General features: G+C 38.3%; 23 protein-coding genes. 11 read left to right on the forward strand and 12 right to left on the reverse strand.

What is annotated here, in order from left to right; genetic code table 11:
* Positions 1 to 115 precede the first annotated feature (115 nt).
* Complete coding sequence (acnA, locus tag IGI52_RS05350) at positions 116 to 2767, forward strand: aconitate hydratase AcnA (RefSeq protein WP_438780663.1); 2652 nt, start codon at positions 116 to 118, stop codon at positions 2765 to 2767.
* Positions 2767 to 4002, forward strand: coding sequence for an NADP-dependent isocitrate dehydrogenase (icd, locus tag IGI52_RS05355; protein WP_016182119.1), 1236 nt, complete (start codon positions 2767 to 2769; stop codon positions 4000 to 4002). The genes acnA and icd overlap by 1 nt, the downstream gene beginning before the upstream one ends.
* A 210-nt stretch (positions 4003 to 4212) precedes the next feature.
* Here the strand turns inward: icd and IGI52_RS05360 are convergent, their stop codons facing one another.
* Positions 4213 to 4440, reverse strand: a complete 228-nt coding sequence (locus IGI52_RS05360; protein ID WP_016182118.1) for a hypothetical protein — start codon at positions 4438 to 4440, stop codon at positions 4213 to 4215.
* Between the two features lie 117 nt (positions 4441 to 4557).
* The gene (locus IGI52_RS05365) at positions 4558 to 5034 is read right to left on the reverse strand and encodes a GAF domain-containing protein (protein WP_137440011.1); all 477 of its coding nucleotides are present in this window, start codon (positions 5032 to 5034) and stop codon (positions 4558 to 4560) included.
* Between the two features lie 322 nt (positions 5035 to 5356).
* Between IGI52_RS05365 and IGI52_RS05370 the strand changes: the two genes are divergently transcribed.
* Both IGI52_RS05370 and IGI52_RS05375 read left to right on the forward strand, forming a co-directional pair.
* The gene (locus IGI52_RS05370) at positions 5357 to 6766 is read left to right on the forward strand and encodes a peptidoglycan DD-metalloendopeptidase family protein (protein ID WP_438780664.1); all 1410 of its coding nucleotides are present in this window, start codon (positions 5357 to 5359) and stop codon (positions 6764 to 6766) included.
* 81 nt (positions 6767 to 6847) lie between these two features.
* Positions 6848 to 7564 carry a DNA alkylation repair protein gene (locus IGI52_RS05375; protein ID WP_438780665.1) on the forward strand — a complete coding sequence of 239 codons (717 nt, stop codon included), beginning with the start codon at positions 6848 to 6850 and terminating at the stop codon, positions 7562 to 7564.
* Between the two features lie 73 nt (positions 7565 to 7637).
* On the opposite strand, the gene budA is transcribed toward IGI52_RS05375, so the two are convergent.
* The 4 genes from budA to IGI52_RS05395 form a co-directional block, all read right to left on the reverse strand.
* On the reverse strand, positions 7638 to 8351 hold the full coding sequence (gene budA, locus IGI52_RS05380; protein WP_016182114.1) for an acetolactate decarboxylase: 714 nt from the start codon (positions 8349 to 8351) through the stop codon (positions 7638 to 7640).
* 49 nt (positions 8352 to 8400) lie between these two features.
* On the reverse strand, positions 8401 to 10053 hold the full coding sequence (alsS, locus tag IGI52_RS05385) for an acetolactate synthase AlsS (protein ID WP_016182113.1): 1653 nt from the start codon (positions 10051 to 10053) through the stop codon (positions 8401 to 8403).
* 235 nt (positions 10054 to 10288) lie between these two features.
* Positions 10289 to 10753, reverse strand: coding sequence for a tRNA (N6-threonylcarbamoyladenosine(37)-N6)-methyltransferase TrmO (tsaA, locus tag IGI52_RS05390; protein WP_438780666.1), 465 nt, complete (start codon positions 10751 to 10753; stop codon positions 10289 to 10291).
* A gap of 35 nt (positions 10754 to 10788) precedes the next feature.
* The gene (locus IGI52_RS05395; protein WP_438780667.1) at positions 10789 to 11628 is read right to left on the reverse strand and encodes a MerR family transcriptional regulator; all 840 of its coding nucleotides are present in this window, start codon (positions 11626 to 11628) and stop codon (positions 10789 to 10791) included.
* A gap of 153 nt (positions 11629 to 11781) precedes the next feature.
* Here IGI52_RS05395 and IGI52_RS05400 point away from each other — a divergent pair, with 153 nt between their 5' ends.
* From IGI52_RS05400 to IGI52_RS05420, 5 genes are all read left to right on the forward strand, one after another.
* Positions 11782 to 12645, forward strand: a complete 864-nt coding sequence (locus IGI52_RS05400; protein ID WP_102871089.1) for an SPL family radical SAM protein — start codon at positions 11782 to 11784, stop codon at positions 12643 to 12645.
* A gap of 80 nt (positions 12646 to 12725) precedes the next feature.
* Positions 12726 to 12998, forward strand: coding sequence for a hypothetical protein (locus IGI52_RS05405; RefSeq protein ID WP_016182109.1), 273 nt, complete (start codon positions 12726 to 12728; stop codon positions 12996 to 12998).
* A 17-nt stretch (positions 12999 to 13015) separates the two neighbouring features.
* On the forward strand, positions 13016 to 13936 hold the full coding sequence (locus IGI52_RS05410; protein ID WP_438780668.1) for a LacI family DNA-binding transcriptional regulator: 921 nt from the start codon (positions 13016 to 13018) through the stop codon (positions 13934 to 13936).
* Between the two features lie 130 nt (positions 13937 to 14066).
* Positions 14067 to 14270 carry a helix-turn-helix transcriptional regulator gene (locus tag IGI52_RS05415; protein WP_016182107.1) on the forward strand — a complete coding sequence of 68 codons (204 nt, stop codon included), beginning with the start codon at positions 14067 to 14069 and terminating at the stop codon, positions 14268 to 14270.
* The gene (locus tag IGI52_RS05420; RefSeq protein ID WP_016182106.1) at positions 14267 to 14713 is read left to right on the forward strand and encodes a hypothetical protein; all 447 of its coding nucleotides are present in this window, start codon (positions 14267 to 14269) and stop codon (positions 14711 to 14713) included. The genes IGI52_RS05415 and IGI52_RS05420 overlap by 4 nt, the downstream gene beginning before the upstream one ends.
* 39 nt (positions 14714 to 14752) lie before the next feature.
* Here IGI52_RS05420 and abc-f read toward each other — a convergent pair whose 3' ends face one another.
* From abc-f to IGI52_RS05450, 6 genes are all read right to left on the reverse strand, one after another.
* Positions 14753 to 16249: a ribosomal protection-like ABC-F family protein gene (gene abc-f, locus IGI52_RS05425; protein WP_438780669.1), complete on the reverse strand. Its 1497-nt coding sequence runs from the start codon at positions 16247 to 16249 to the stop codon at positions 14753 to 14755.
* A 424-nt stretch (positions 16250 to 16673) separates the two neighbouring features.
* Positions 16674 to 17108, reverse strand: coding sequence for a GFA family protein (locus IGI52_RS05430; RefSeq protein WP_438780670.1), 435 nt, complete (start codon positions 17106 to 17108; stop codon positions 16674 to 16676).
* Positions 17109 to 17170: 62 nt separating this feature from the next.
* On the reverse strand, positions 17171 to 17962 hold the full coding sequence (locus IGI52_RS05435; protein ID WP_438780671.1) for a MerR family transcriptional regulator: 792 nt from the start codon (positions 17960 to 17962) through the stop codon (positions 17171 to 17173).
* 21 nt (positions 17963 to 17983) lie between these two features.
* Positions 17984 to 19174 (reverse strand): MFS transporter, encoded by a 1191-nt coding sequence (locus IGI52_RS05440; RefSeq protein WP_438780672.1) that lies wholly within the window; start codon positions 19172 to 19174, stop codon positions 17984 to 17986.
* A 158-nt stretch (positions 19175 to 19332) separates the two neighbouring features.
* Positions 19333 to 20223: an AraC family transcriptional regulator gene (locus IGI52_RS05445; RefSeq protein WP_438780673.1), complete on the reverse strand. Its 891-nt coding sequence runs from the start codon at positions 20221 to 20223 to the stop codon at positions 19333 to 19335.
* A 77-nt stretch (positions 20224 to 20300) separates the two neighbouring features.
* The gene (locus IGI52_RS05450; RefSeq protein ID WP_016182100.1) at positions 20301 to 20798 is read right to left on the reverse strand and encodes a GyrI-like domain-containing protein; all 498 of its coding nucleotides are present in this window, start codon (positions 20796 to 20798) and stop codon (positions 20301 to 20303) included.
* Positions 20799 to 21003: 205 nt separating this feature from the next.
* Here IGI52_RS05450 and IGI52_RS05455 point away from each other — a divergent pair, with 205 nt between their 5' ends.
* Both IGI52_RS05455 and IGI52_RS05460 read left to right on the forward strand, forming a co-directional pair.
* Complete coding sequence (locus IGI52_RS05455) at positions 21004 to 21648, forward strand: serine hydrolase domain-containing protein (protein WP_438780674.1); 645 nt, start codon at positions 21004 to 21006, stop codon at positions 21646 to 21648.
* A 24-nt stretch (positions 21649 to 21672) separates the two neighbouring features.
* A complete protein-coding gene (locus IGI52_RS05460) occupies positions 21673 to 21978 on the forward strand; it encodes a hypothetical protein (RefSeq protein WP_438780675.1) in 306 nt (101 codons plus the stop codon).
* Positions 21979 to 22060 lie beyond the last annotated feature (82 nt).

The raw sequence follows: 22060 nt of genomic DNA on the forward strand, positions 1-22060 counted from the left end.
ACACCATTGGCGTAAAATGAAATAGTTTTAATAATTTCATTTACTTTCTTTTTCTTTATTCGTATAATAAACCCAACTGATTTTAAACGATAACGTACTTAGGAGGGATTTTGTATTGAGTTGGAAAAAAGAGCTTTTCATCAAAAACGAACATTATACATACTTTGATCTTTCAGCTATTGTCAATACGTATCAAAAAAATATCGCTGATTATCCATTCAGTATTCGAGTACTTTTAGAAAGCTTAGCACGACATCAGGAGCTCGCTGATTTAGAGAGTTTGATCGCCTTTGACGCGAAAAAACCATCAGGAGTGGTACCTTTTCGACCATCAAGAGTCGTTCTACAAGACTTTACAGGTGTCCCCGCAGTGGTTGATCTCGCTGCGATGCGTGATGCTGTCGTAAAGCTTGGCGGTGATCCAAAGCTCATTAACCCTGAAATTCCGGTAACTTTAGTTGTAGATCATTCTGTTCAGGTCGATTGTGCCGGCACCTCAGAAAGCTTGGCTTACAACACGGAGAAAGAATTTGAACGAAATCACGAACGTTATCAATTTCTAAAATGGGCGCAGCAAGCGTTTGACAACTTCGAAGTTGTTCCTCCAGAAACAGGAATCATTCATCAAGTTAATTTAGAATATTTATCTGATGTCATTTTGAAGAATGATGAAAACCTGCTGTTTCCTGACTCATTAGAAGGGACAGATTCTCATACAACGATGATCAACGGTCTAGGCGTACTTGGTTGGGGTGTCGGTGGTATCGAAGCTGAAGCTGCAATCTTAGGAGAAGCCTCCTATTTCCCAACGCCTGAAGTAATCGGGGTAGAGCTGACTGGAACATTGAATCCAGGAGCAACAGCAACAGATTTAGCTCTTTACCTAACTGAACTTTTGCGTAATGAAAAAGTTGTTGGTAAATTTGTTGAGTATTTCGGAACTGGTTACAAAACTTTAAGTCTTTCTGACCGTGCAACAATTGCTAATATGGCGCCTGAATACGGTGCAACCTGCGGCTTCTGCCCAATCGACGAAGAAACACTGAACTATCTACGTTTAACTGGTCGTTCAGAAGAACAGATCGCGTTAGTTGAAGCCTACGCGAAACAAAATAAACTCTTTTACGATGGATCTGAAACACCTATCTATACACGTGTGATTCAATTAGATCTATCAATTGTTCAATCTTCTGTTGCAGGTCCAAAACGACCACAGGATCGGATTCAATTAGCAGAAGTGGCAGAAAATTTCCAAACTTCTTTAACTAATCCAAGTGGGCCTAAAGGATTTGGTTTGGATTCTGATGAAATAGATCGCAGAGTAACTATCCAAGGAACAAACAATACAATTGAAACTGGTGATTTAACCTTGGCTGCAATCACTAGTTGTACCAACACGAGCAATCCTTCTGTCATGGTAGCTGCTGGCTTACTGGCTAAAAAGGCTGTATCCCTTGGTTTGAAGGTTCCAGAAACAATTAAAACTTCGTTAGCGCCTGGCTCAAAAATTGTGACCCAATATTTAGAAAAAGGCAACTTGTTAGAGCCGTTAGCTGAATTAGGATTTGATATCGTTGGTTATGGATGTACGACTTGTATCGGCAATTCTGGTCCTTTAGCAGAGGAGATTGAAACGACCTTAAAAGATAGTGAACTGGTAGTTTCAGCAGTTCTATCAGGGAACAGAAATTTTGAAGGTCGTATTCATCCATTAATTAAGGCAAATTACTTAGCCTCTCCTCCTTTAGTGATCGCCTACGCTCTAGCCGGTACGATTAAAAAGGATTTAACAAAAGAAGCATTGGCTACAGTCGCTGGTAAAGACATTTATTTAAAAGATTTATGGCCTACACAAGAAGAAGTGAATGACTATATCAATGATTTCTTAAATCCAGATGATTTCCGTAAGGCGTACAAGAACGTCTATCAATCCAATGAACGCTGGAATCAGATCGAAACCTCAGAGGGTGATTGTTACGAGTGGGACGATGCATCAACATACATTGCCAATCCACCGTTCTTCACAAATCTTGGACAAGAAGCAGACGAGACAAATCCATTAAACAATTTACGTGTCTTAGCCAAATTTGGTGACTCTGTAACAACTGACCATATTTCTCCAGCCGGAAATATCGGCCTTCAATCTCCTGCTGGTAAATACTTGAAAGATCGCGGTTTATCGTATAAAGATTTCAATTCCTTTGGTTCTAGACGAGGCAACCACGAAGTAATGATGCGGGGAACTTTTGGAAATATTCGAATTCAAAACCAATTAACTCCGGAAACAACTGGTGGGTACACAAAACTGGCGACAACTGGTGAAGAGCTATCCATTTACGATGCAGCAATGCAATACCAAAAAGAACAGATTGGTACATTGATTCTTACAGGAAAAGACTACGGGATGGGTTCTTCTCGAGACTGGGCAGCTAAAGGAACGAATCTTTTAGGTGTCAAAGCAGTTTTAGCAGAAAGCTACGAACGAATCCATCGCAGTAACCTAGTGATGATGGGCGTGATTCCGTTTGAATACCTTCCTGGAGAAACCGCTGAATCACTTGGTTTGACTGGCTTGGAAAGCTACAGCTTCGAATTTCCAACGGAACCGGCAATCAATCAAATCATTGATGTGACTGCCAGTGGTGAAAAGGATATCCACTTCCAGGCAAAATTGCGCTTTGATTCCGAAGCTGATATTGCTTATTGGAAGAATCAGGGAATTTTACCGCTAGTGATAAACAAAAAAATGCAAAAGGAGCAGGCATAATGACGAACACTTTGACTCCAATTATTCCATATATCGAGGGCGATGGTATCGGACCAGAAATTTGGCAGGCGACAAAAAAGGTTGTTGATGCGGCCGTTTCTTCTGCTTACTCAAATGATCGAAAAATTGAATGGCTTGAGATTCTTGCGGGTGAAAAAGCGTTTAACCAAACAGGTACCTGGCTTCCCGATGAAACATTAGAGGCAATCAAACAACATAAAATTGCTATTAAAGGACCGTTGACAACACCAATCGGGGAAGGGTTCCGTTCTCTAAATGTAACCTTGCGTCAAGAATTAGATCTATACGCCTGTGTAAGACCTGTCCGCTATTTTAGTGGGGTTCCTTCACCTTTAAAGGAACCTGAAAAAACGGATATGACGATCTTTCGAGAAAATACGGAGGACGTTTATGCTGGAATTGAGTTTGCTAATAATTCTGCCGAGGTCAAACAGCTTTTAGACTTTTTAGCAGAACAATTAGCCGTTACTAAAGTCCGTTTTCCAGATACCAGTTCGTTAGGGATTAAACCTATCTCTCAAGAAGGCAGTGAGCGTTTAATTGCGGCTGCTCTAGATTACGCCATCCAGCAAGGAAAAAAACGAGTCACCCTTGTTCATAAGGGAAATATTATGAAATTTACTGAAGGCGGCTTTAAAAATTGGGGTTATGATTTAATTGAAAAGAACTATCCTCAGGCTTTTACGATGAATCAGTACAAAGAAATCACTGCTGAATCCGGTACTGAAAAAGCGAATGAAGCATTAGAAAAAGCGAAAAATGCAGGGAAAATTATTGTGGATGACGTAATTGCTGATAACTTCCTGCAACAAATTCTGCTTTATCCAGAAAAATACCAAGTAGTCGCAACAACTAACTTGAATGGTGATTATATTTCTGATGCTTTAGCTGCACAAGTTGGCGGGATCGGCATTTCTCCAGGCGCAAATATCAATTACAAAACAGGACATGCGATTTTTGAGGCTACCCATGGAACCGCACCTGATATTGCTGGTAAAGGCTGGGCTAATCCTTGTTCATTACTACTCTCCGCATCAATGATGTTGGATCATCTTGGCTGGTTTGAGGCCAGCGAAAAAATTATGGCTGCCATTGAAAAAGCGTTGCAGAACAATCAGATGACACACGATTTTGCACAGATGATTGATATCGAAGAGTTATCTACTTCAGAGTTTGCTGAGTATCTAATCAAAACAATTGAAAAAACTAATTAACTGGTAAATCCCATGGAAGAGCTTTCCATGGGATTTTAAGTGCGTATTCAGATCATTAAGTTCTTAATTAATAAGCAAAAACTATTTTTTTGAAAAAAACTAAAAAATATGGCTATGTTATTCAAAAACTGTAAATCTAATTTACCTAAAAATTGACAAAAAAATCACTCTGAGAAATACTCGGAGTGATTTTTTAAACAGGATGGTCCATTAACTAAAGAAACATTCTTTGGAAACAATTCCTGCTACTTCACTGTATTTAATTAATACTTGCCCATTTACTTGGTCAATCTTATCTGCATCCAATCCGTAAAAACGTTCAACGTTCACAATGCATCCATTATTTTCTTTACGAATTACTTCTCCGATGATCGGCCGAGCAAAATCAGTTTTACGGCATTCATAGCTTTCTCCAACAATAATCGCTTCTTTATTCATTCAACCACCTCATTAATGTTTTATACTACACTTATATAGTAGCATTAAGCGAAATAAAATACCACATTAAGGGTGTTATTTATCAAATAACCATCTTTTTAGATAAAAATTAAAATTTTAGTTTAAATTTTCCAGTAATAATGAGACGTATTGTTCCAAGTAAAACTGATCAATTTGATCGTACATTGCAATCTCGGAACTATCTAAATCCAATACGCCTATCAATTGTTCCCCCTTCTTCATTGGAACAACAATTTCTGATCGTGCGGCTGAATCACAAGCAATATAATTTTTGTGCTCCAGTACATTTTCGACAATTAATGTTTGGTTTTTCTCAGCCGCTTCCCCACATACCCCTTTCCCCATTGCGATATGAACACACGAAACATTTCCTTGAAATGGGCCCAAGATTAATTCATCGTTTTTAAAAAGGTAATACCCTGCAAAAACTGTTTCTTGTAATGTCTGATTTAATAAGGCAGATGAATTAGCCAAATTAGCTATCAAATCCGTTTCACCTTCTAATAATGCTTTTTGTTGCATCAACATTAATTTATAAGCCTCTTCTTTTGCTTCTTGATTTTTCCAACCCATGCGGATTCCTCCCAATTTAAATACGTAATAAGTGTATCAATTTCTCCAGATTGAGTATATAGAGTATTAATAACTTTCGGTTTATTCTACCGTAACTCTTTGAAATTCTCCATTGATTAAAATATAAGTGATCACAAACAAAAATAGTATTCAAATCATTAAAAGAGCGGCTTGTCAAGCGTTTTCACGATTAATTCCTAGTTGAAATATTTCATTATCGTTACAATCTATACGGTTACATAAAAATTCAAATACTTTAAACTTTTTCTTCATAGTTTCTTATATAATTGAACCCGAAAGCTGAAAAAAGTGAGGGAATCCATTGATTAAGTTGAAAAAATATACGGCACTAACTTTATGTGCCTTAGCACTAACCACTACCCCATTAAGCGCATTAGCAGATGAGTACGATCAAAAAATTGCTGATCAAGATAAAAAAATCTCTGATTTACAACAAACTGAGCAATCTGCTGAGGATCAAAAAGCAGCATTAGAGCAGCAAGTTGCTGCCGTGGAACAAGAAGTGAATGCTGTTTTAAAAGAAAAGACAAATGAGGAAAAGAAATTAAGCGATTTAACAGCAAAGATTGCTACCCTTCAAGAAAAAATTCAAAAACGGGAAGAACAAATCAGAAATCAAGCTCGCGATGTTCAAACGAAACAGGATTCTGGTTCAATCGTTGATGCAGTGATCAATTCTAAATCACTTGGTGAAGCGGTTAAAAAGACAATGGCTGTCTCTACTATCTTAACAGCAAGCAAAAACATTATGGAACAACAAACCAAAGATAAAGCTGAGCTTGAAAAGCTTGAAAAAGAAGCCGAACAACGTCTTCAAGTGATCAGCAAGAAAACAACGGAACTAAAAGCCAAACAAGAGCAATTAGTTCAAACGAAATTGGATCAGCAAGTGAAAATCAATGAAATCCAAGCAAGTATCGCGACTGAAAAAGATCAAAAAGATAAATTTGAAAAACAAAAAGAAGATGCCGAAAAGAAACGTCAAGCGGCTTTGAAAGCTTTAGAGGAACAACGCAAAAAAGAAGAAGAAGCTCGTGAAAAAGCACAAGCTGAAGCAGAAAAGCAAGCGAAGAAAGCGGCAGAAGAAGCTCAAAAAGCAGCAGAAGAAGCGGAGAAACAGGCTGCTGAGGCTGAAACAGCCAAGCAAAAACAAGAAGCGGAAATTGCTCAGTTAGAAGCTCAAAAACAAGAACAAGAAGCGAAACAGCAACAGGAACAGGCTCAAACAGTTACCGATGCAGGTGCTAGTCAGGTGACAACCAATCCGACGACCTCAACATCGAATACCTCTAAGCCTGCGGCTACTAGCAGTGGTTGGGCCTCTCCATTATCAATTGGGTTAGTCGTTACAAGTCCATTTGGTCCACGCCAAGATCCAACAGGCGCATCTGGTACACAACACGACGGCATTGATTTTGCTGGTTCTGCCGGCACTCCAATCATGGCTTCTAAAGGTGGAACAGTCGTTGAAGCTGGTTTCCATTGGTCAGCTGGGAATCATGTAGTGATTCAGCATCCAGATGGCTACTACTCTTACTACATGCACATGGTTTCTGCACCAAGTGTTGGTGTTGGTTCATCAGTCAGTGCTGGTCAAGTATTAGGCGGTATGGGAACAACGGGTAATTCAACAGGCGTTCATTTACACTTTGGGGTTTCAACAGCGTTATGGTCAGGCTTTGTAAACCCTGCCTCACTATTAGGAATTTAATAAACGATTCAAAAAATGCAGAACAACAATCAGAATATCTCTGATCATTGTTCTGCATTTTTTATTTTATGGAAAAAGGTGATGAATATGACGATTGATGAGATTCTGATTTATTTAAAAGAAGCGGCATCAGAGAAATTTAGGAAGAATATCATCAAACTCGGAATTCCGGCTGAACAAACACTTGGGGTTTCAACTGCTGAATTACGAAAGTTCGCTCGAAAAATTCCAAAAGAAAAAGATTTCTTAATGCAGCTATGGCAAACCAATTACCATGAATGTAGAATACTTACCGTGTTAGCACTAAAGCCTAAAGACTGTAATGATCAAGACATCAACTATTTAATGGATAGCATCATTTCTTGGGATCTCTGTGATTTGTTCTGTAAAAATATTCTGATTAAACAAAAAGACTTCGATCGTTTCATTCAAAGTTGGATAAATTCTGACAAATTGTATTTCAAACGAGCGGCTTTTACATTGATTGCAAGCACCTCAACACATGCCTCCCTTACAATCGCTGAAATAAAAAACTATTTAGAGTTGATTGAGAGCTATTCAGATGATGAACGCTTATTAGTGAAAAAGGCCGTCTCTTGGGCTTTGAGAGAACTTGGCAAAACCAATTTAGAAGCCAAAGAGTTAGCGATTAATACTGCCGCGGTAATGCAAAAGCAACCTTCTAAGTCAAAACAATGGATTGCTAAGGATGCTTTAAAGGAATTGACCGTTTTAGTTCAAGCCCCTGGTCGCTCTCGCCTGATCTCAGCAAAATCGAAAATGGGAAAGAATGCGTAAAAAAGACAGAAGCAAAATGATATGCTCTCCCTAAACAAGGGTAGCATATCATTTTTTTGCTTCTGACTTTTTACTATTCTGCTTCTTCAATATCTTTTGAGATTTCGTCCAATTTGATCTCATTTGAGAGATAATCTGCATTCTCGGTTGGAAAATGTTGTCGGAATTCGGCTAATTCCATAAGATCGACCGTTCCATCTGACAACTTAAAGTCCAATACGTGACCGCCAAATTTCCGATCATCGCTAATGAAATGTAAATGGAATCCAGCAGCAGCGGCACCGTGAAATAATCTTGGTGTAAAGAAACCGACAATCGTTCCAGAAATATTATCGGCCTCAAATTCTGGTTGATTGCGCGCAATTTCAACGAAACGCGGATATGGTTTTTCTTGTTTTGGCGCGACCCGCACATGCATATGTTTAAACTTGCCATTTATTTTGACAGCCGCAAATAAATTGTGGCTGATTTTTTCTAAAATGTCCTCTTTTACAACATCATCAGAAACGTTCATTAAAGTAAATCGTTCATCTGATTCAAAATTAGTGACTGCTGCATAAGGTGTTAACTCATCACCAACTAATTGATTGATTTTTCCTGTTTCATCAGCGTGGTAAATGACACCATCTAGGAAAATGACTTCACCGTTGGAGCCTTCTAATGTTCCCAAACCAAAATCACCGTAATTTGATAAAGTACCGATTTTTTCGGTTCCATCCATTAAATCTTGCATCAAACCACCCAGTGTTCCATGCTGATAGATATAGCTTTTTGTTTTCACTGTCATGAGTAATCCCCTTCTTTTGTTTTATTTCACAGATATTCACTAAGAAGGTCTAATAGAATTGATCAGGTAAAATTGTTTTACCTAATTCCTTATTATCTGAATAATCAATCGGAATATCGATGATTACCGGCCCTTCTGTGGCTAGCCCCTCTTGAATGGCTGTTTCTAATTCTGCTTTTGATGTCGCACGTAATCCTTTTGCCCCAAAAGCCTCCGCATACTTCACAAAATCTACAGGCCCAAAATGTACACCTGAAGAACGATCGTATTTCATTTCTTCCTGAAATTCCACCATGTTGTAGCTGCCATCATTCCAAATTAAGTGGATAATTTTTTGCTTCAAGCGAACAGCTGTTTCTAATTCTTGCGCTGAGAATAAGAAGCCGCCATCTCCAGAAACTGAGAATATTTGAGTATTGGGACGAACCAACGCAGAGGAAATTGCCCATGGCAAAGCTACCCCTAATGTTTGCATCCCGTTACTGAATAGCAGATGACGTGGTTCATAGCTACGAAAATGACGAGCCATCCAAATATAGTGACTACCGACATCCACGGTTACAGTCATTTCATCTGTTACATTTTGTTGCAGTGTATCAATGACTTCTAAGGGATGTACGCGCCCTTCTGCCGTTTCACTTTTATGTCTGCCGTTTGTTAGTTTATCTTGCAATGTCGATAAATAATGATCAGCATCCGTTGATAATTGGTAACTATCAATCGAATCACTCAATTTTTCAATCGTTTTGGCGATGCTGCCAATTAACTCAGCTTCTGGCTGCATGTATTGATCGATTTCCATAGGGACTTCATCAATTACTACAATACGTGCATCTTTCTCTGCATTCCAGTTTCTTGCTTCATACTCGATTGGATCATAGCCAATCGCTAGGACTAAATCACTACGCTTCAGCAACATATCACCTGGTTGATTGCGAAATAGTCCAACGCGGCCAAAGAAATGATTCTCTAACTCTCGTGAAATAATTCCCGCCCCTTGAAAGGTTTCAACGACTGGTAAACCAGTTTTTTCAACCAACTTCCGAATCGCAGCTGTTTCTTTTTTTCCGGATGCTCGCATACCGACTAATAATGTTGGTAATTTTGCATCACGAATTCGTTTAGTTAAGTCCGCAATATCTTCCTCTGAGGCCGCACCTAAAATCGGAGCAGATAGTGGCTTGATCGCTTCTCCTTGCACTTCCCCATCCGTTACATCTTGAGGAATAGAGAGAAAACTAGCGCCCTTTTTAGCTGTTTTTGCAATTCGAAACGCATTCGCGATATTTTCTGATAAGGTTTCTGGATCTTGAATCTCAGAACTATATTTTGTGATAGGTGCAAACAGTGCTGCATTATCCATACTTTGATGAGTCAACTTTGAAAGGTCAGAACGTTTTACCTGTCCGGCTAAAGCTAAAACTGGATCTCCTTCAGCTGTTGCGGTAACTAAACCTGTTGCTAAATTACTTGCTCCAGGGCCGCTGGTGGCGATCACAACCCCCGGTTCTCCAGTCAAACGACCAATTGCTTGAGCCATAAACGCTGCGTTTTGTTCATGACGAGCTAAAATTAGTTGTGGTCCGTGATCCTCTAATGTATCAAAGACGCCATCAATCTTGGCACCAGGAATCCCAAAAATAAATGGAACATTATGATTTTCTAAACTACTTACAATGATTTCTGAACCCTTCTTACTCACTGTATTACATCTCCTTAAAATCTGTATCAATTACATTTGATAATATAGCACCATTTCATTTATTTATCAACAATGAAACATCAACAGAAATTGTTTTATCAGAAAATCACTGAAATTTTCATTATTCTTGATTTTTTTGCTTAAAAACGAAAAATGAACGATCATGCTCATTCAAAAAGACAAGCATGATCGTTCGATTGTTAAAGTGAAAATATTTTTTAAAAAAGCTTCTACCCTATTCAGGAAAATTGAATTCTGCTCCCCAATCAAAATTTCCCGAGCGTTCAAAGGATTGCGGCCAATGTGCGCACCACTCAGGTCCTTGAAAGGTTTCTAATACGTCAGAACTTGCTGTATAAGGCTTGATATCTAAAATTGGACTGTTATCCTCTGCATCCAGATATTCAAGATACACTTTGTTACCTTGGATACTGGAAATTTTTGCCGCCGACAGCGCGATTGGATTTGGTCTAACCGGACCTCTTGTAGCAAAAGTTCCTAGTTCTTCTGGTCCGTTTGTATAGGGCTTGCTGACCGTTGTTCCTCTAAGTTCAGGTATATCCAAATGATGAAACCAATACAAAACATATAGATGACTAAAATCATCCAAACCAATTAATCCGTCTTGATACTCCGGCAATAACTCTAAATGAACACCAGCATCCGTTTGTTTCACTTTGCCGATTTCTTTAATTTCCATGGTGATTCCCCCAATTATTTTTTGAGTCGCGACCTCTAATTAGAAGATAAATCCTCACGTTGCGTGAGAGTCAAGGAAATTAATGGAATTTGTAGTTCTGTCAAATACTCTTCTGGATTTTCTGTGTGTTCTGGACCCACATGACAAATTTGTCGCGTGGCTTTTACCATGCTGAATTCAGGATGTTCCTCTAGCCACTTAGCAAATGCTTGATAAGCTTCTGGAAGTTGATGATAGTTTCCTTCGACATACATGATTGCCGCATGCTCCAATGCAGGAAGCTCTCGTACCTCCAACGGTTCCACTGCTTGAACATCTGAAATAATCGCTACCTCAACATCCACGCCTTCCTCCAGGTATTCCTTATCATGAAAAATTGTTAAATTCTCATCAGGGCTAGTCGGAAAAGCAATTCCTTGTTTTTTTAACAGAGACATAAACTCTTTCCAAAGTAATCCTTCATGATAAAAGCTCTTAATTCTCTTTCTAAAACTGACGACAGAAATAGCGGGAATTTTCTTGATCGATACTTGGTATTTCCCTTTATGCTGCATCCGTTGAATCATTTGATGGATTTGCTGCTGACGAAATTGATCACGTTGGATTTCTTTTTCAATTTCACGATCTTTTTTTAATAAAGCTGCGGTAAAAATCTTCGGATCTTGTTGAATCAAGCTTTTGATTTCTTTCAAAGAAAACTTTAGCTCCCTCAGTAACACAATCTGGGCTAAAACTTCTAATTGTTTTACTGAGTAATAACGATAACCTGATTCTTCATCAACTACTTGCGGATGAAGCAAATCGATCTCATCATAATGACGCAAGGTTCGAATCGACACCTGACCAAGCTGGGAAAACTCACCAATTTTCAGCAATAAAAACACCTCCATTGCTCATTATACCGATACTTAAGATTGTTATCAGCAAAAATTTATGGGATAATAGATACGAACTCTTGTTCTTCTTTTGTTCTTGTAAATTCAGGAAAAAATGCTCAGGCAAAAGCAAATTAGAATGGATGGTGTACAATGCATTATAAAGAATATAAAACGATTTTATCAGCAAAAAACGGCTTGAATCTCTTTCGCGGCTGTACACATGGCTGTATTTATTGCGATAGCCGCAGTGACTGCTACCAAATCAATCATCTCTTCGAGGACATTGAAGTAAAAGCGAATGCATTAGAGATTTTCGAACAGGAGCTGCAAAGACGACGAAAACCCTGTATGATTGGCACCGGAGCAATGACCGATCCTTACATTCAATTAGAGCCTCGATTAAAAATGACACGTGGCGCTTTGGAATTGATCGACAAGTATGAATTTGGTGTAGCAATCCAAACGAAATCTGCACGAATTTTACGGGATCTCGAATTATTAACATCAATTAATCAAAAAACCAAAGCCGTTGTTGAAATGACTCTGACAACTTATGATGAAGAGATATGCAAAATCTTAGAACCTTATGTTTCTACTACTAAAGAGCGATATGAAACTTTGCTGAGGTTTAAAGAGGTCGGCGTACCAACTGTTGTTTGGCTCTCCCCTATTTTGCCTTTTATTAATGACAGCGAAGAAAATATTCGCGGTATTTTAGATTATTGTGTTCAAGCTGGAGTCAAGGGGATTCTTTGTTTTGGTTTTGGGGTAACCATGCGTTCAGGAAATCGTGAATATTTCTACGATCAACTTGATAAGCACTTTCCAGGAATGAAGAAAAAGTATCAATTTGCTTTTGGTGATAATTACGTATGTAACAGTCCTAATAATGATCGGTTAATGAGCATTTTCATTGAAACCTGTCAAAAACACAATATCCTTTGGCGAACAGAGGAAGTTTTCGGATATTTACATGAATTTGAAGATAAACGTGAACAGCTTTCACTATTTTAGAAAAATGAGCTAAAACGCTTGCTATGAAACTCGTTTCATAAATTATACTTCCTTTGTAAAGAAAATAAGGAGGAATTTTTATGAATACGTATGTGAAGGTCCAACAAGCTGAAACACAAGAACATTTTATCGTTTCCCTGCATTTTTCCGAAGACCAATTGAGACTTGTACGAAATCGTGGTTTCAAACGTCCAATCATTGAGAATCTTCAAAAAAGTAAAATCAAACATTTACTTATCAACGAAATGTTAGGTTGTCCAATCGTTAGTTTCTTTTATCAGGATCGTCGCTATACATTCTATCAATTCGGTCCTGCTGTCATCGAATATTTAAAGGAAAATTTAGCTGCTTAAACTAAAGAGGTGTTTCTATGGCAAATATCCGCGATATCGCAAAAATTACTGGCTATTCTGTCTCCACGATTTCTCGTGTCATCAACAATCATCCTTACGTTGACGATAAAAAACGAGAAAAAGTACTGGAGGTAATGGCGGAGCTGAATTACGTGCCAAATCGTTCCGCTCAAAATCTGAGCTTTGGTAAAACCAAAAATATTGGTGTGATCCTACCTTTTGTGAACCATGAATATTACGATCAGATGCTCAGCGGTATCATGCAAGCGGCTTTTGACCATGGTTATCAAATCAGTTTGCTGCCAACCAACTACGATCAAGGATTAGAGAAACGTTATTTAGCGGAATTTGCGAAACGAGCCTTTGATGGATTAATTGTCACAACTAAGGCGAACTCAATTAAAGAGTTTTTTGACTATTTTAAATACGGACCTATTATTTTTTGCGAAGAAATTCCGAATGCTGATGCCAGCTGTGTTTACATCAATCTGAAGCAATCCACCAAAGAAGCTTTTTCTTATATGAAGGAAAAAGGTATCAAACGTCCTGGAATGACTTTGGGAAGAAGCAAAAATATTAGTCACAACTCAGAGTTTTCTATTCGCAGCGCAAAAGAAATCTATTCGGATTTTGATGAAGCAAATATTTTTTGGGATTGCATCGTTTCAGAAGACGGCATTCAAGCTGCTGATTTTTTTAAAGCTCGAAAAGTTGATGGTATTCTCACATTTGGTGATGAAATTGCCGCAACCATTTTACAGCAGTATAAAACAGATCGGCCTTTCATTATTGGACGAGAAAATCTGCTGATTAGTGAAGTAATGGGCTTTTCTACTCTTGATCATCATTTGGCGGAATGCGGTAAGAAGGCCTTCGAAGCGTTTTATCATAACAAGCACGAAAAGCTCTGTATCTCTCACGATTTTATTAAACGTTAAACCGACTGAGGAAATAGTTCAGTCGGTTTTTTCTTTTCACAAAACGAATGGAAAGGAAGCTTTACATAAAAACGAAAAGGGTTTATACTTATAGTATGGAAAGGAAGCTTTCCCTAAATGAGGTGAAGAAATGAAGAACCGCTTAGAAGAAATGCGCAAAGAACGCGGAATCAAGCAAGAGGAACTCGCTATTTCACTGGAAGTTTCTAGACAAACAATCGGATCATTGGAAAATGGCAGGTACAATCCCTCGATCCTTTTAGCATTTAAGATTGCTCGCTATTTTAATGTCAGTATAGAAGATATTTTCATATATGAGGAGGAGGAAAAATGAAAAAGTCAATGCTTTATACCGGATTTGTTTACTTCTTTGTCGGTATTATGAGCTTGGTTATTGCCTTAACGACCGCATATCCACTCGAGCCTTTACTGTGGGGAATCACAGGAGCCGGAATCGCGCCTGGTGTTCTTTTGATCGCAAAATACTTTTACTGGACGAACCCCGCACGCAGAGCTGACTATGAAGCACGGTTAAAAAACGAAGCGATTCAATTAAATGACGAGCGAAAAATTATGCTTCGAGATAAAAGTGGTCGACTTGCCTATATTGCTATGATGCTTTTACAGTTGGTATTAACCTTCGTTTTTTCCATTTTGAGCATCCTTGAGTATTTTTATCCTTTCTCTAAATATGCCTGTATCGGCTTGAGCATTCTCTTGATTATTCAATATGTCTTTGGGATTGTTGCTTATCGACGTTTGAGTAAATCTTTATAAAAATAACCAGCTGAAAAAACCCTTCAGCTGGTTGTTTCCTTATAGACTGATTATCTTATCGCTAACCTCTTTGACGAAATACGCATCATGCTCGATCAGAATCATTGTTGGTTTAACTCGTTGTAATAGCTCCAAAATTTGCTTTTGATTGAAAACATCGAGATAGTTCAACGGTTCATCCCAAATATATAAATGTGCCGATTGCGACAAAGATTTTGCCAGTTCCACCTTCTTCCGCTGCCCCATGCTCATGTTTTGAATACAATTAGCAAAAACGTGCCGTTCCATCCCTAGTTTCCTCAGGTTGTTTAAGAACTGTGAATAATTCAACCCCTCTTTTTCTGCAAAATCCTCCAGCGTTCCTTGATTGCTTTCGTAATTCTGTCGAACGCGACTGATTTTCAATCCATTTGCTCGATGAATCGTTCCTTTAATCTCTCCACTAAATTCTCCTAACAACGCGTCGATCAATGATGTCTTTCCACTGCCGTTTTTTCCCGTAATAGCTAAACATTCGTTAAGTAATAACTCAAAACTCTTTCCATTGAATAAGCTTTTTCCAGAATAACTTAACGATAGCTCCTCTACATGCAAAATTCGTCGATGATAATTTGGTTCATAGGACATTTTTAATGCATCCACCGTTTCGATATTTTTTAACAGCTTTTCCTTTTCAGTAATCTGTCCCTCTACCCGTTGAACGATTGCTTTTGAGCGTTTCATCATTCGGGCAGCATCCGCTCCAATTGCTCCGGGACTGACGCGACGATATTCGGTATCGATAAAGCCCTTTGGTTTATTGGTTTTATCTTTCTCCCTAGAAAAGGACCATTCTGCCTTTTCCTTCGCTGTTTTTTGCAATCTGATGATTTCCTTCTTCAATTTACTATTTTGCGCCTGTTCATAGGCATCACGTTGAGCCTTTTGCTCTTCATAGGTTGTAAAGTTTCCTTGATAAAGAATTAATTGACTCTTCTCAATCGCTAGAATATGGTCCACGGTTTGATTTAAAAAGGTTCGATCATGGCTGACCAAAATATACCCTTGCTTTTTCTTTTGAAGGTAAGCTGCAACTTGTTGACGGCCCTTCATATCCAAATGATTCGTTGGTTCATCGATTAATGGGAAGGAATAATCATCTAGAAATAACAGTGCCAAAAGAACTTTGGTCTGCTCCCCTCCTGACAATGTTGAGTACGGTCGCCAAAGCACATTTAAGTCGCATTGTAGCAACGTGAGTTCCCGCTCAATTTTCCAAATCTCCAACTCTTCATTTTCTGATAGTGCATAATAAGTTAATTGATTGGGATCGTTTATTTTTTTAGGAAAATAATTCATTTCCAGCTGATGAGTAATCTGCCCTTGATAGGGAATTTTTCCTCTTAACAAATTTAGCAATGTGGTTTTCCCTCGCCCATTCCGACCAACAAGACCCAATTTCCAATCAGCTGAAATAGTTAATTTTGCATCGTCGAACAGTAATGTTCCTAATTGATCATATCCAAATGTTAAACGTTCGATTTTTATGTTTGTCATTATAAACACCTCGCAATGACTTCAATTGAAGCCAAAAAAGACCCAGTTATTTCCGAAAAACTGGGTCGACGAGCTATTTTTAGACATTCGGGCCTTCAAAAAATAAGCCCTTTATCACAAAAAGGAATCTCGCTGATTATCCACCAATTTTTCGAAAATCTGCACACTGCTCCCTTAGTCTCCAGAGGTACAGTCTTAATGCAGCTTCTCTACTCCACTGATGAATCAATCATGCGTGATCCCTCACTTTCCTTTTTGTAATTTTACAATAGCATGAAAACGTTCTATCGTCAAAATTTCTTAAGATTTTCTAGTGAAATATTACTAAAGGAGCATGTCTAATTTAACTTGCTTTTTGATTACCTATTGAACACCAAATGAAAACCTCTCCTCCATAGAAGCTAAGGATAGGTCAAACAAGTTTTTATTCATTTGTTTCGTGGAAATATTTTTCCTGAACCATTTGCATGATTTCGGCTTCAGTCAGCTTCTTCGTTTCATTAGCAAAATCATAATATTCTGGCTTTTGATCGTAATACACTTCTGTCGTTAAAGCAGCATCTGGCAAATCATCGAACAAATCAATGGGAACACTATATGCATCCGTTGGTAGCAAATGGTAAAAAAGATTTGAGCCGCAGTTTGAACAAAATCCTCTTTCAGCCCACTCTGACGATTTATATCTGCTGATCAACTCTTCAGAATGAATGCGAATATCCTTTGCCGTTCCTGCTTCAACCGTCAAAAGTGGACCTGATCCCCATTTTCGGCACATTGAGCAGTGACAAGCACCTACTTCTGAATGTACATCTGTTACTTCAATCGATACTTTCCCACATAAACAAGTTGCTGTTTTCATTCTCTTTCCTCCTTTTTCTTCCATTGTAATAAAAATGTTATTTGCAAACTTGATCTCATTTGTCATTTTTTTGTTGAAGTTTGCGAATTTTCTTTTGACCAAGTAATAAGCTGATTAATAATATTAGGAATTTGTATTCCTTCATTTTCTAGTTTTCTCAACTCGTACAGCCATCGATCTCCGACTGACAATAACTCGTTTTGTTCAGGCTGGTGCAAAGAAGTCACTACATTTTTTCCTTCTTTATGATCGAAACTACTCATACTTCGATGAATGGCTGAGATACTATAGCCTGCTTGACGCAGCATGTAGATAACATGAAATCTAACTAGCATTTTTTCCGAATAGTAAGTAGTCTTCGTTGATTCGCAATGATTTGCATGCACAAGTTCGTTTCTTTCCCAATTCCTCACCGCTTCAACAGTCACCCCAAAAATTTCAGCGACTTCTTTTCTGTTATATCTTTTCTCTTCTGTGTTGTCATCTTGCGAGTTTGATGTACTGCTCCAATCCAATAGTATTTTACCTGCCTGCTCAGCAAGCTGGATTTCGTTTCTGATAGCGGCAATATAGTCTTCATAACGTCTTTGACTCATTTGCCAGTCTTGTTTAGCGATCGCATGCAATAGAGCATCACCTGTTTTTCTAATAGCTCTTTTTGTAAATGGATAGCCAAAGATTTTACGGCATATTTGCAGCTGCAGCACGTGAAGCTCAGTAAATTCTCGATAACCATTTTTACTTCGCTGGGCTTTGCTGATATACGACAATTTTTCATATAAACGGATGGTATTAGGATGAACAGCAAACATTCTTGCTAAATCGATTACTCTATAAATGTTCCCTTTAGTCATTTTACCCCTCCCGTTAGTCGTTTATCTTTGCATAGTAATGGTCTTTTTTAAATAGCTTATCCCCATTATAACCAAAACAGCTCCTGTAATGAGTAATATCTGTTGAACACGCACAATATCTGCCAAAGGGCCAAAGAAAAGAATAGCGATCGGCATTGCACTGGCTGTAATTACTTGAACTATTGAGAAAACCCTGCCCAAAAGCTTTGGATTTGCGGTTTGTTGAATTCTAACAGTTTGCAAGGTCACGATAATTGGTAGCAGAATTCCTGTGAGTCCTACTAAAATTTGATACAGCCAAAAGTTGGAGACTGCACCTTCTAAAATCAACAATAGACCAAAGGTTATCAGCAGGTAGGAAATTACTCTTGCTTTTTGTTTGACATCTCCAAAAAACGAGAGAGATAGACCGCCAATGATTGAACCAAGTCCCCAAATGATTTGGTTGAAACTTAAACGCCAAAGCTCATTTCCAAAACTGCGTTCAATTAGCAATGGAGCTAGCGTAGCAGCAGGTGTAAACAGCACAAATGAAAGTGCATAAGCCAACATGATTTGTCTCAATTGACGATGATGAAAGGTATAAGTTAGTCCCTTCTTTAAATCTGTTAAAATATCTGATCGCTGATCTTTAGAGATCTTTTTCTCTATTTTTAATCGAAACATAATCAGAACAGCTGCTGCAGCCGATAAAATATCAGTAATAAATGTCCAAACAAGACCAAACTGATTTAACACTAGTCCGCCTAGTGCAGGAGCCAACAACATCATCGCGGAACCTAACGCTTGATTAATCCCTTGTACTCGGGCTAATTGATTCTCAGGTACTAATTCAGGAAAAAATGAGGTCACCGCAGGAGTCTGAACACCAGCGCCAATCGAGCGCAGCATCGAAACAATTAAAATCAAATAAAGGTTTTTAAACGCTGAAATAAAAGCAACGACTAAAATCAATGTTGCTATAGCAATGAATGTGTCAGAAAGCATGATCAGCACCTTCTTGTTATATCGATCTGCTAAAACACCGCCCCATAAAGAAATCAAAGCCTGAGGCATCATCGAGCACACGGTAATCATTGTCAGCCATCCCCCCGATGAAGTCTCTAAAGTTATATACCAAATGATGGCGTAACTAACTAGCTGCGAGCCAAAGAGAGAAATATTTTGACTCGCTAAAAATAAGCCGATTCCTTTATTCATAAATATTTTCACTAAGCCACCTCCAATACTTTGATAAAAGATTAGCATGCCAATACGAGGTGGTGTATGACTGTAAGCTTTGTTTTTTGCTTATTGATACAGAGTTTTAAAATGACTAACAACTGCAAAAAACAAGGATATCTTATACATATCCTTGCTCACGTATCTATTTACTTTTTGATTGGCAACCAGATTTCTAAACAAGCTTGACCCTCTAAAGACACATAGGTCTCTAATTCCGGTCCATCGCATTTTTGATAGTGTGTTTGCGGCAACCATGTATTGAAGATTTGCTGCTGTAACTGATAATAAGCATTTGAGACATTTTCTGTCTTGTGATAATCATAGGGATCACTTACAAAAACAGCATACGTCTGATCAGGAATTTCCAACGTTACATATTCAGTTGAAATATCCTGATTTAAAACAAAGCCGGTAAAATAATTTAAGTATCCCGACTTTGCTGGGGTGGGATTAGCAATGGCAAAATAAGGTTCTCGCTTTAACCCCAAAAAATTCTTACGGATCGCATCACTTTCAGCAAACGTTCGTAATGCTTGATCTCTGAAAAACTGTTCCCACTGCTTTCCAGTATTTTTGAACAGCTCATCTTCTAAAAGAAGCTCCTTCATTTTCCCAACCACCGTAAAACTCGACAAATGCTCAATATGATAATTTAGTGTTTTACCACCGTTAACCTGGATATCCAAACGAATCGGCGGAAAGAAATTAATCGCTGCATGAATCGATTTTGTCTGGCTTGGTGTGAGACCATGAAATTTAGAAAAGGCACGATTAAAAGCAGAACGATTGGCATAACCGCATAAGTCAGACACTTCATCAATTGGAATTTCCTGACGTAATAAATCCACAGCTTCAGAAAGACGACGATTACGCAAATAAGTTGAAAAAGAAAAACCCGTTAAATAAGTAAAAAAGCGATGGAAAGTATATTCTGATAGTAATGCTTTTTTCGCTAAGTCCTTAAGGATGATATCTTCAAATAAATGATTTTCAATATACGCTAAAGTAGCCGAAAAACGTTCAAGGTCTTTTGACATGAAACTCCTCCTGTAATTCTCTTTAATCAGAATAGCATATCAAGGAAAAGTTACGAACCTCTACTTGTTTATTTCACCTATTTTTTTCGTACAGGCACCCAGATTTCAACCTCATCGCCTTGACCGTAAACTTCCAAATCCGGTCCAGCAGAAACCATCTCACCTGTTGCATAGCCTGTATTTAACAATTCATAGTCATTTGTCTGTGCTGCCCATTGGGTTACAATCGCAAACTGTGTCTTTCCAGAAGTTTTTCTGGTACATGGAAAAACGGCCCAACTATTTGCCGGTACTTCTACTTCTGTTAATTCTTCAGGTATCTCACTGGTGGTTGCGACTGCAATATAATAGTCGAATTTTTTAGCATCCGTAGTATCCACGTTATAAAAACTTGCACCAATCAAACCATAGGGTTCATGGTTGATCAACGGCAACAGTAGCTCATGCTTTCCAGAAGACATAACTTCATTCCAAAGAGCTGGACAATCCTTCATACCCTGCTGTTTTTCATTGGTGGAGGCTTTTTTAAATCCTGCTAACTTAAAATTGTCTAATTCTACGATTCGATAATCCATAACTAATCCCTCTCTTTCTTTTCACCACTATAGCAAACCCTTCTTGATTTCCTTTTATCCTTTTTGAAGCAAAAAAAGAGAAAGACATACTCGCTATTTATCACAATAATCAACTATTTGAAGAAATTTTAAAATAACACTTGATTATGATTTTTAATGATATTACTCTAAAGATAGAAGGCGCCTTCGGAAATGGAGGAAAACAATGAACGAAGAAAAATTCAAGACAATTCAACAAAAGATCGAAAAGGATTATGAAAATATCACAGGGATCATTGTGCAAAAAAATAACCAACTACTGTATGAACACTATTTTAATGACTGTGATGCTTCAAGCAAGATCCATGTCTATTCCATCTCCAAAAGTATTCTTTCCCTATTATTGGGAATCGCTCAAGGACAAGGTTCTATCAGTGAAATGGATCGCCCAATTTTAGACTACTTTCCAGAGTTTCAACCGAAGGATTCAACCGTCAGGGAGATTACGTTGGAGAACTTACTGACGATGACGACACCTTATAAATACAAGAATGGACCACTAGCTTATATCAGGTATTTTACCAGTAAAGATTGGACTAAATTTACTTTAAAGCAGCTCGGCGGAAAACAACCGATTGGGCAATTCAACTATACTCCTTTGATTGGTCCTGATCTATTATCAGCGATTCTAGCCCGTTCAACAAAACAGAGTGTCTTAGAATTTGCACGTAAAGAACTATTCAAACCGCTAGGAATCAATGTTGAAAAAGCAATTTGCTTAAAAAGTGCGAAAGAGCAAACCAAATTCAATCAATCCACTACCGAAAATGGCTGGGTAGAAGATACAACCGGTCTGAATTCTGGCGGATAGGGTCTAACGCTTTCGACTCGTGACATGAGTAAAATTGGTCAACTGATCTTAAATCAAGGAAGCTGGGAAAATCAACAGCTGATTCCAAAAGACTGGTTGGAAAAGATGCAGCAAAAGCACAGTCACTGGGAACAAGAACAGCTAGATTACGGATATCTTTGGTGGATCATTGATCCTGCTAAGCCCATCATTGCAGCTATGGGGGATGGTGGTAATGTCATCTATATTGACCATGAGCAGCAACTGGTTATTGCGATCACCGCTCTTTTCAAAGAGAATGTCTATGACCGCATTGCGTTTATTCAGCAGGATATTTTACCTTTGGTATAAAATAGGAAAGGCTTCACGAACTCGCTCAGCTTTTGCTTATTGCCGATATGCTAGTTCTGCTTAATGGAGTTTAGCAGTAACT

This window comes from Enterococcus sp. DIV0187 (assembly GCF_051713785.1).
GTDB lineage: Bacteria > Bacillota > Bacilli > Lactobacillales > Enterococcaceae > Enterococcus_A > Enterococcus_A avium.

Excerpts from the sequence above, each read along its gene's own strand:
- IGI52_RS05400 (WP_102871089.1), top strand. The coding sequence starts at position 11,782 with ATGCATTATAAAGAATATAAAACGATTTTATCAGCAAAAAACGGCTTG.
- IGI52_RS05420 (WP_016182106.1), top strand. The coding sequence starts at position 14,267 with ATGAAAAAGTCAATGCTTTATACCGGATTTGTTTACTTCTTTGTCGGT.
- IGI52_RS05455 (WP_438780674.1), top strand. The coding sequence starts at position 21,004 with ATGAACGAAGAAAAATTCAAGACAATTCAACAAAAGATCGAAAAGGAT.
- IGI52_RS05450 (WP_016182100.1), bottom strand. The coding sequence starts at position 20,798 with ATGGATTATCGAATCGTAGAATTAGACAATTTTAAGTTAGCAGGATTT.
- IGI52_RS05405 (WP_016182109.1), top strand. The coding sequence starts at position 12,726 with ATGAATACGTATGTGAAGGTCCAACAAGCTGAAACACAAGAACATTTT.
- IGI52_RS05410 (WP_438780668.1), top strand. The coding sequence starts at position 13,016 with ATGGCAAATATCCGCGATATCGCAAAAATTACTGGCTATTCTGTCTCC.
- IGI52_RS05445 (WP_438780673.1), bottom strand. The coding sequence starts at position 20,223 with ATGTCAAAAGACCTTGAACGTTTTTCGGCTACTTTAGCGTATATTGAA.
- IGI52_RS05430 (WP_438780670.1), bottom strand. The coding sequence starts at position 17,108 with ATGAAAACAGCAACTTGTTTATGTGGGAAAGTATCGATTGAAGTAACA.
- IGI52_RS05415 (WP_016182107.1), top strand. The coding sequence starts at position 14,067 with ATGAAGAACCGCTTAGAAGAAATGCGCAAAGAACGCGGAATCAAGCAA.
- IGI52_RS05460 (WP_438780675.1), top strand. The coding sequence starts at position 21,673 with ATGAGTAAAATTGGTCAACTGATCTTAAATCAAGGAAGCTGGGAAAAT.
- IGI52_RS05375 (WP_438780665.1), top strand. The coding sequence starts at position 6,848 with ATGAATATGACGATTGATGAGATTCTGATTTATTTAAAAGAAGCGGCA.
- tsaA (WP_438780666.1), bottom strand. The coding sequence starts at position 10,753 with ATGGAAATTAAAGAAATCGGCAAAGTGAAACAAACGGATGCTGGTGTT.
- IGI52_RS05365 (WP_137440011.1), bottom strand. The coding sequence starts at position 5,034 with ATGGGTTGGAAAAATCAAGAAGCAAAAGAAGAGGCTTATAAATTAATG.
- icd (WP_016182119.1), top strand. The coding sequence starts at position 2,767 with ATGACGAACACTTTGACTCCAATTATTCCATATATCGAGGGCGATGGT.
- IGI52_RS05360 (WP_016182118.1), bottom strand. The coding sequence starts at position 4,440 with ATGAATAAAGAAGCGATTATTGTTGGAGAAAGCTATGAATGCCGTAAA.
- IGI52_RS05435 (WP_438780671.1), bottom strand. The coding sequence starts at position 17,962 with ATGACTAAAGGGAACATTTATAGAGTAATCGATTTAGCAAGAATGTTT.
- budA (WP_016182114.1), bottom strand. The coding sequence starts at position 8,351 with ATGACAGTGAAAACAAAAAGCTATATCTATCAGCATGGAACACTGGGT.
- abc-f (WP_438780669.1), bottom strand. The coding sequence starts at position 16,249 with ATGACAAACATAAAAATCGAACGTTTAACATTTGGATATGATCAATTA.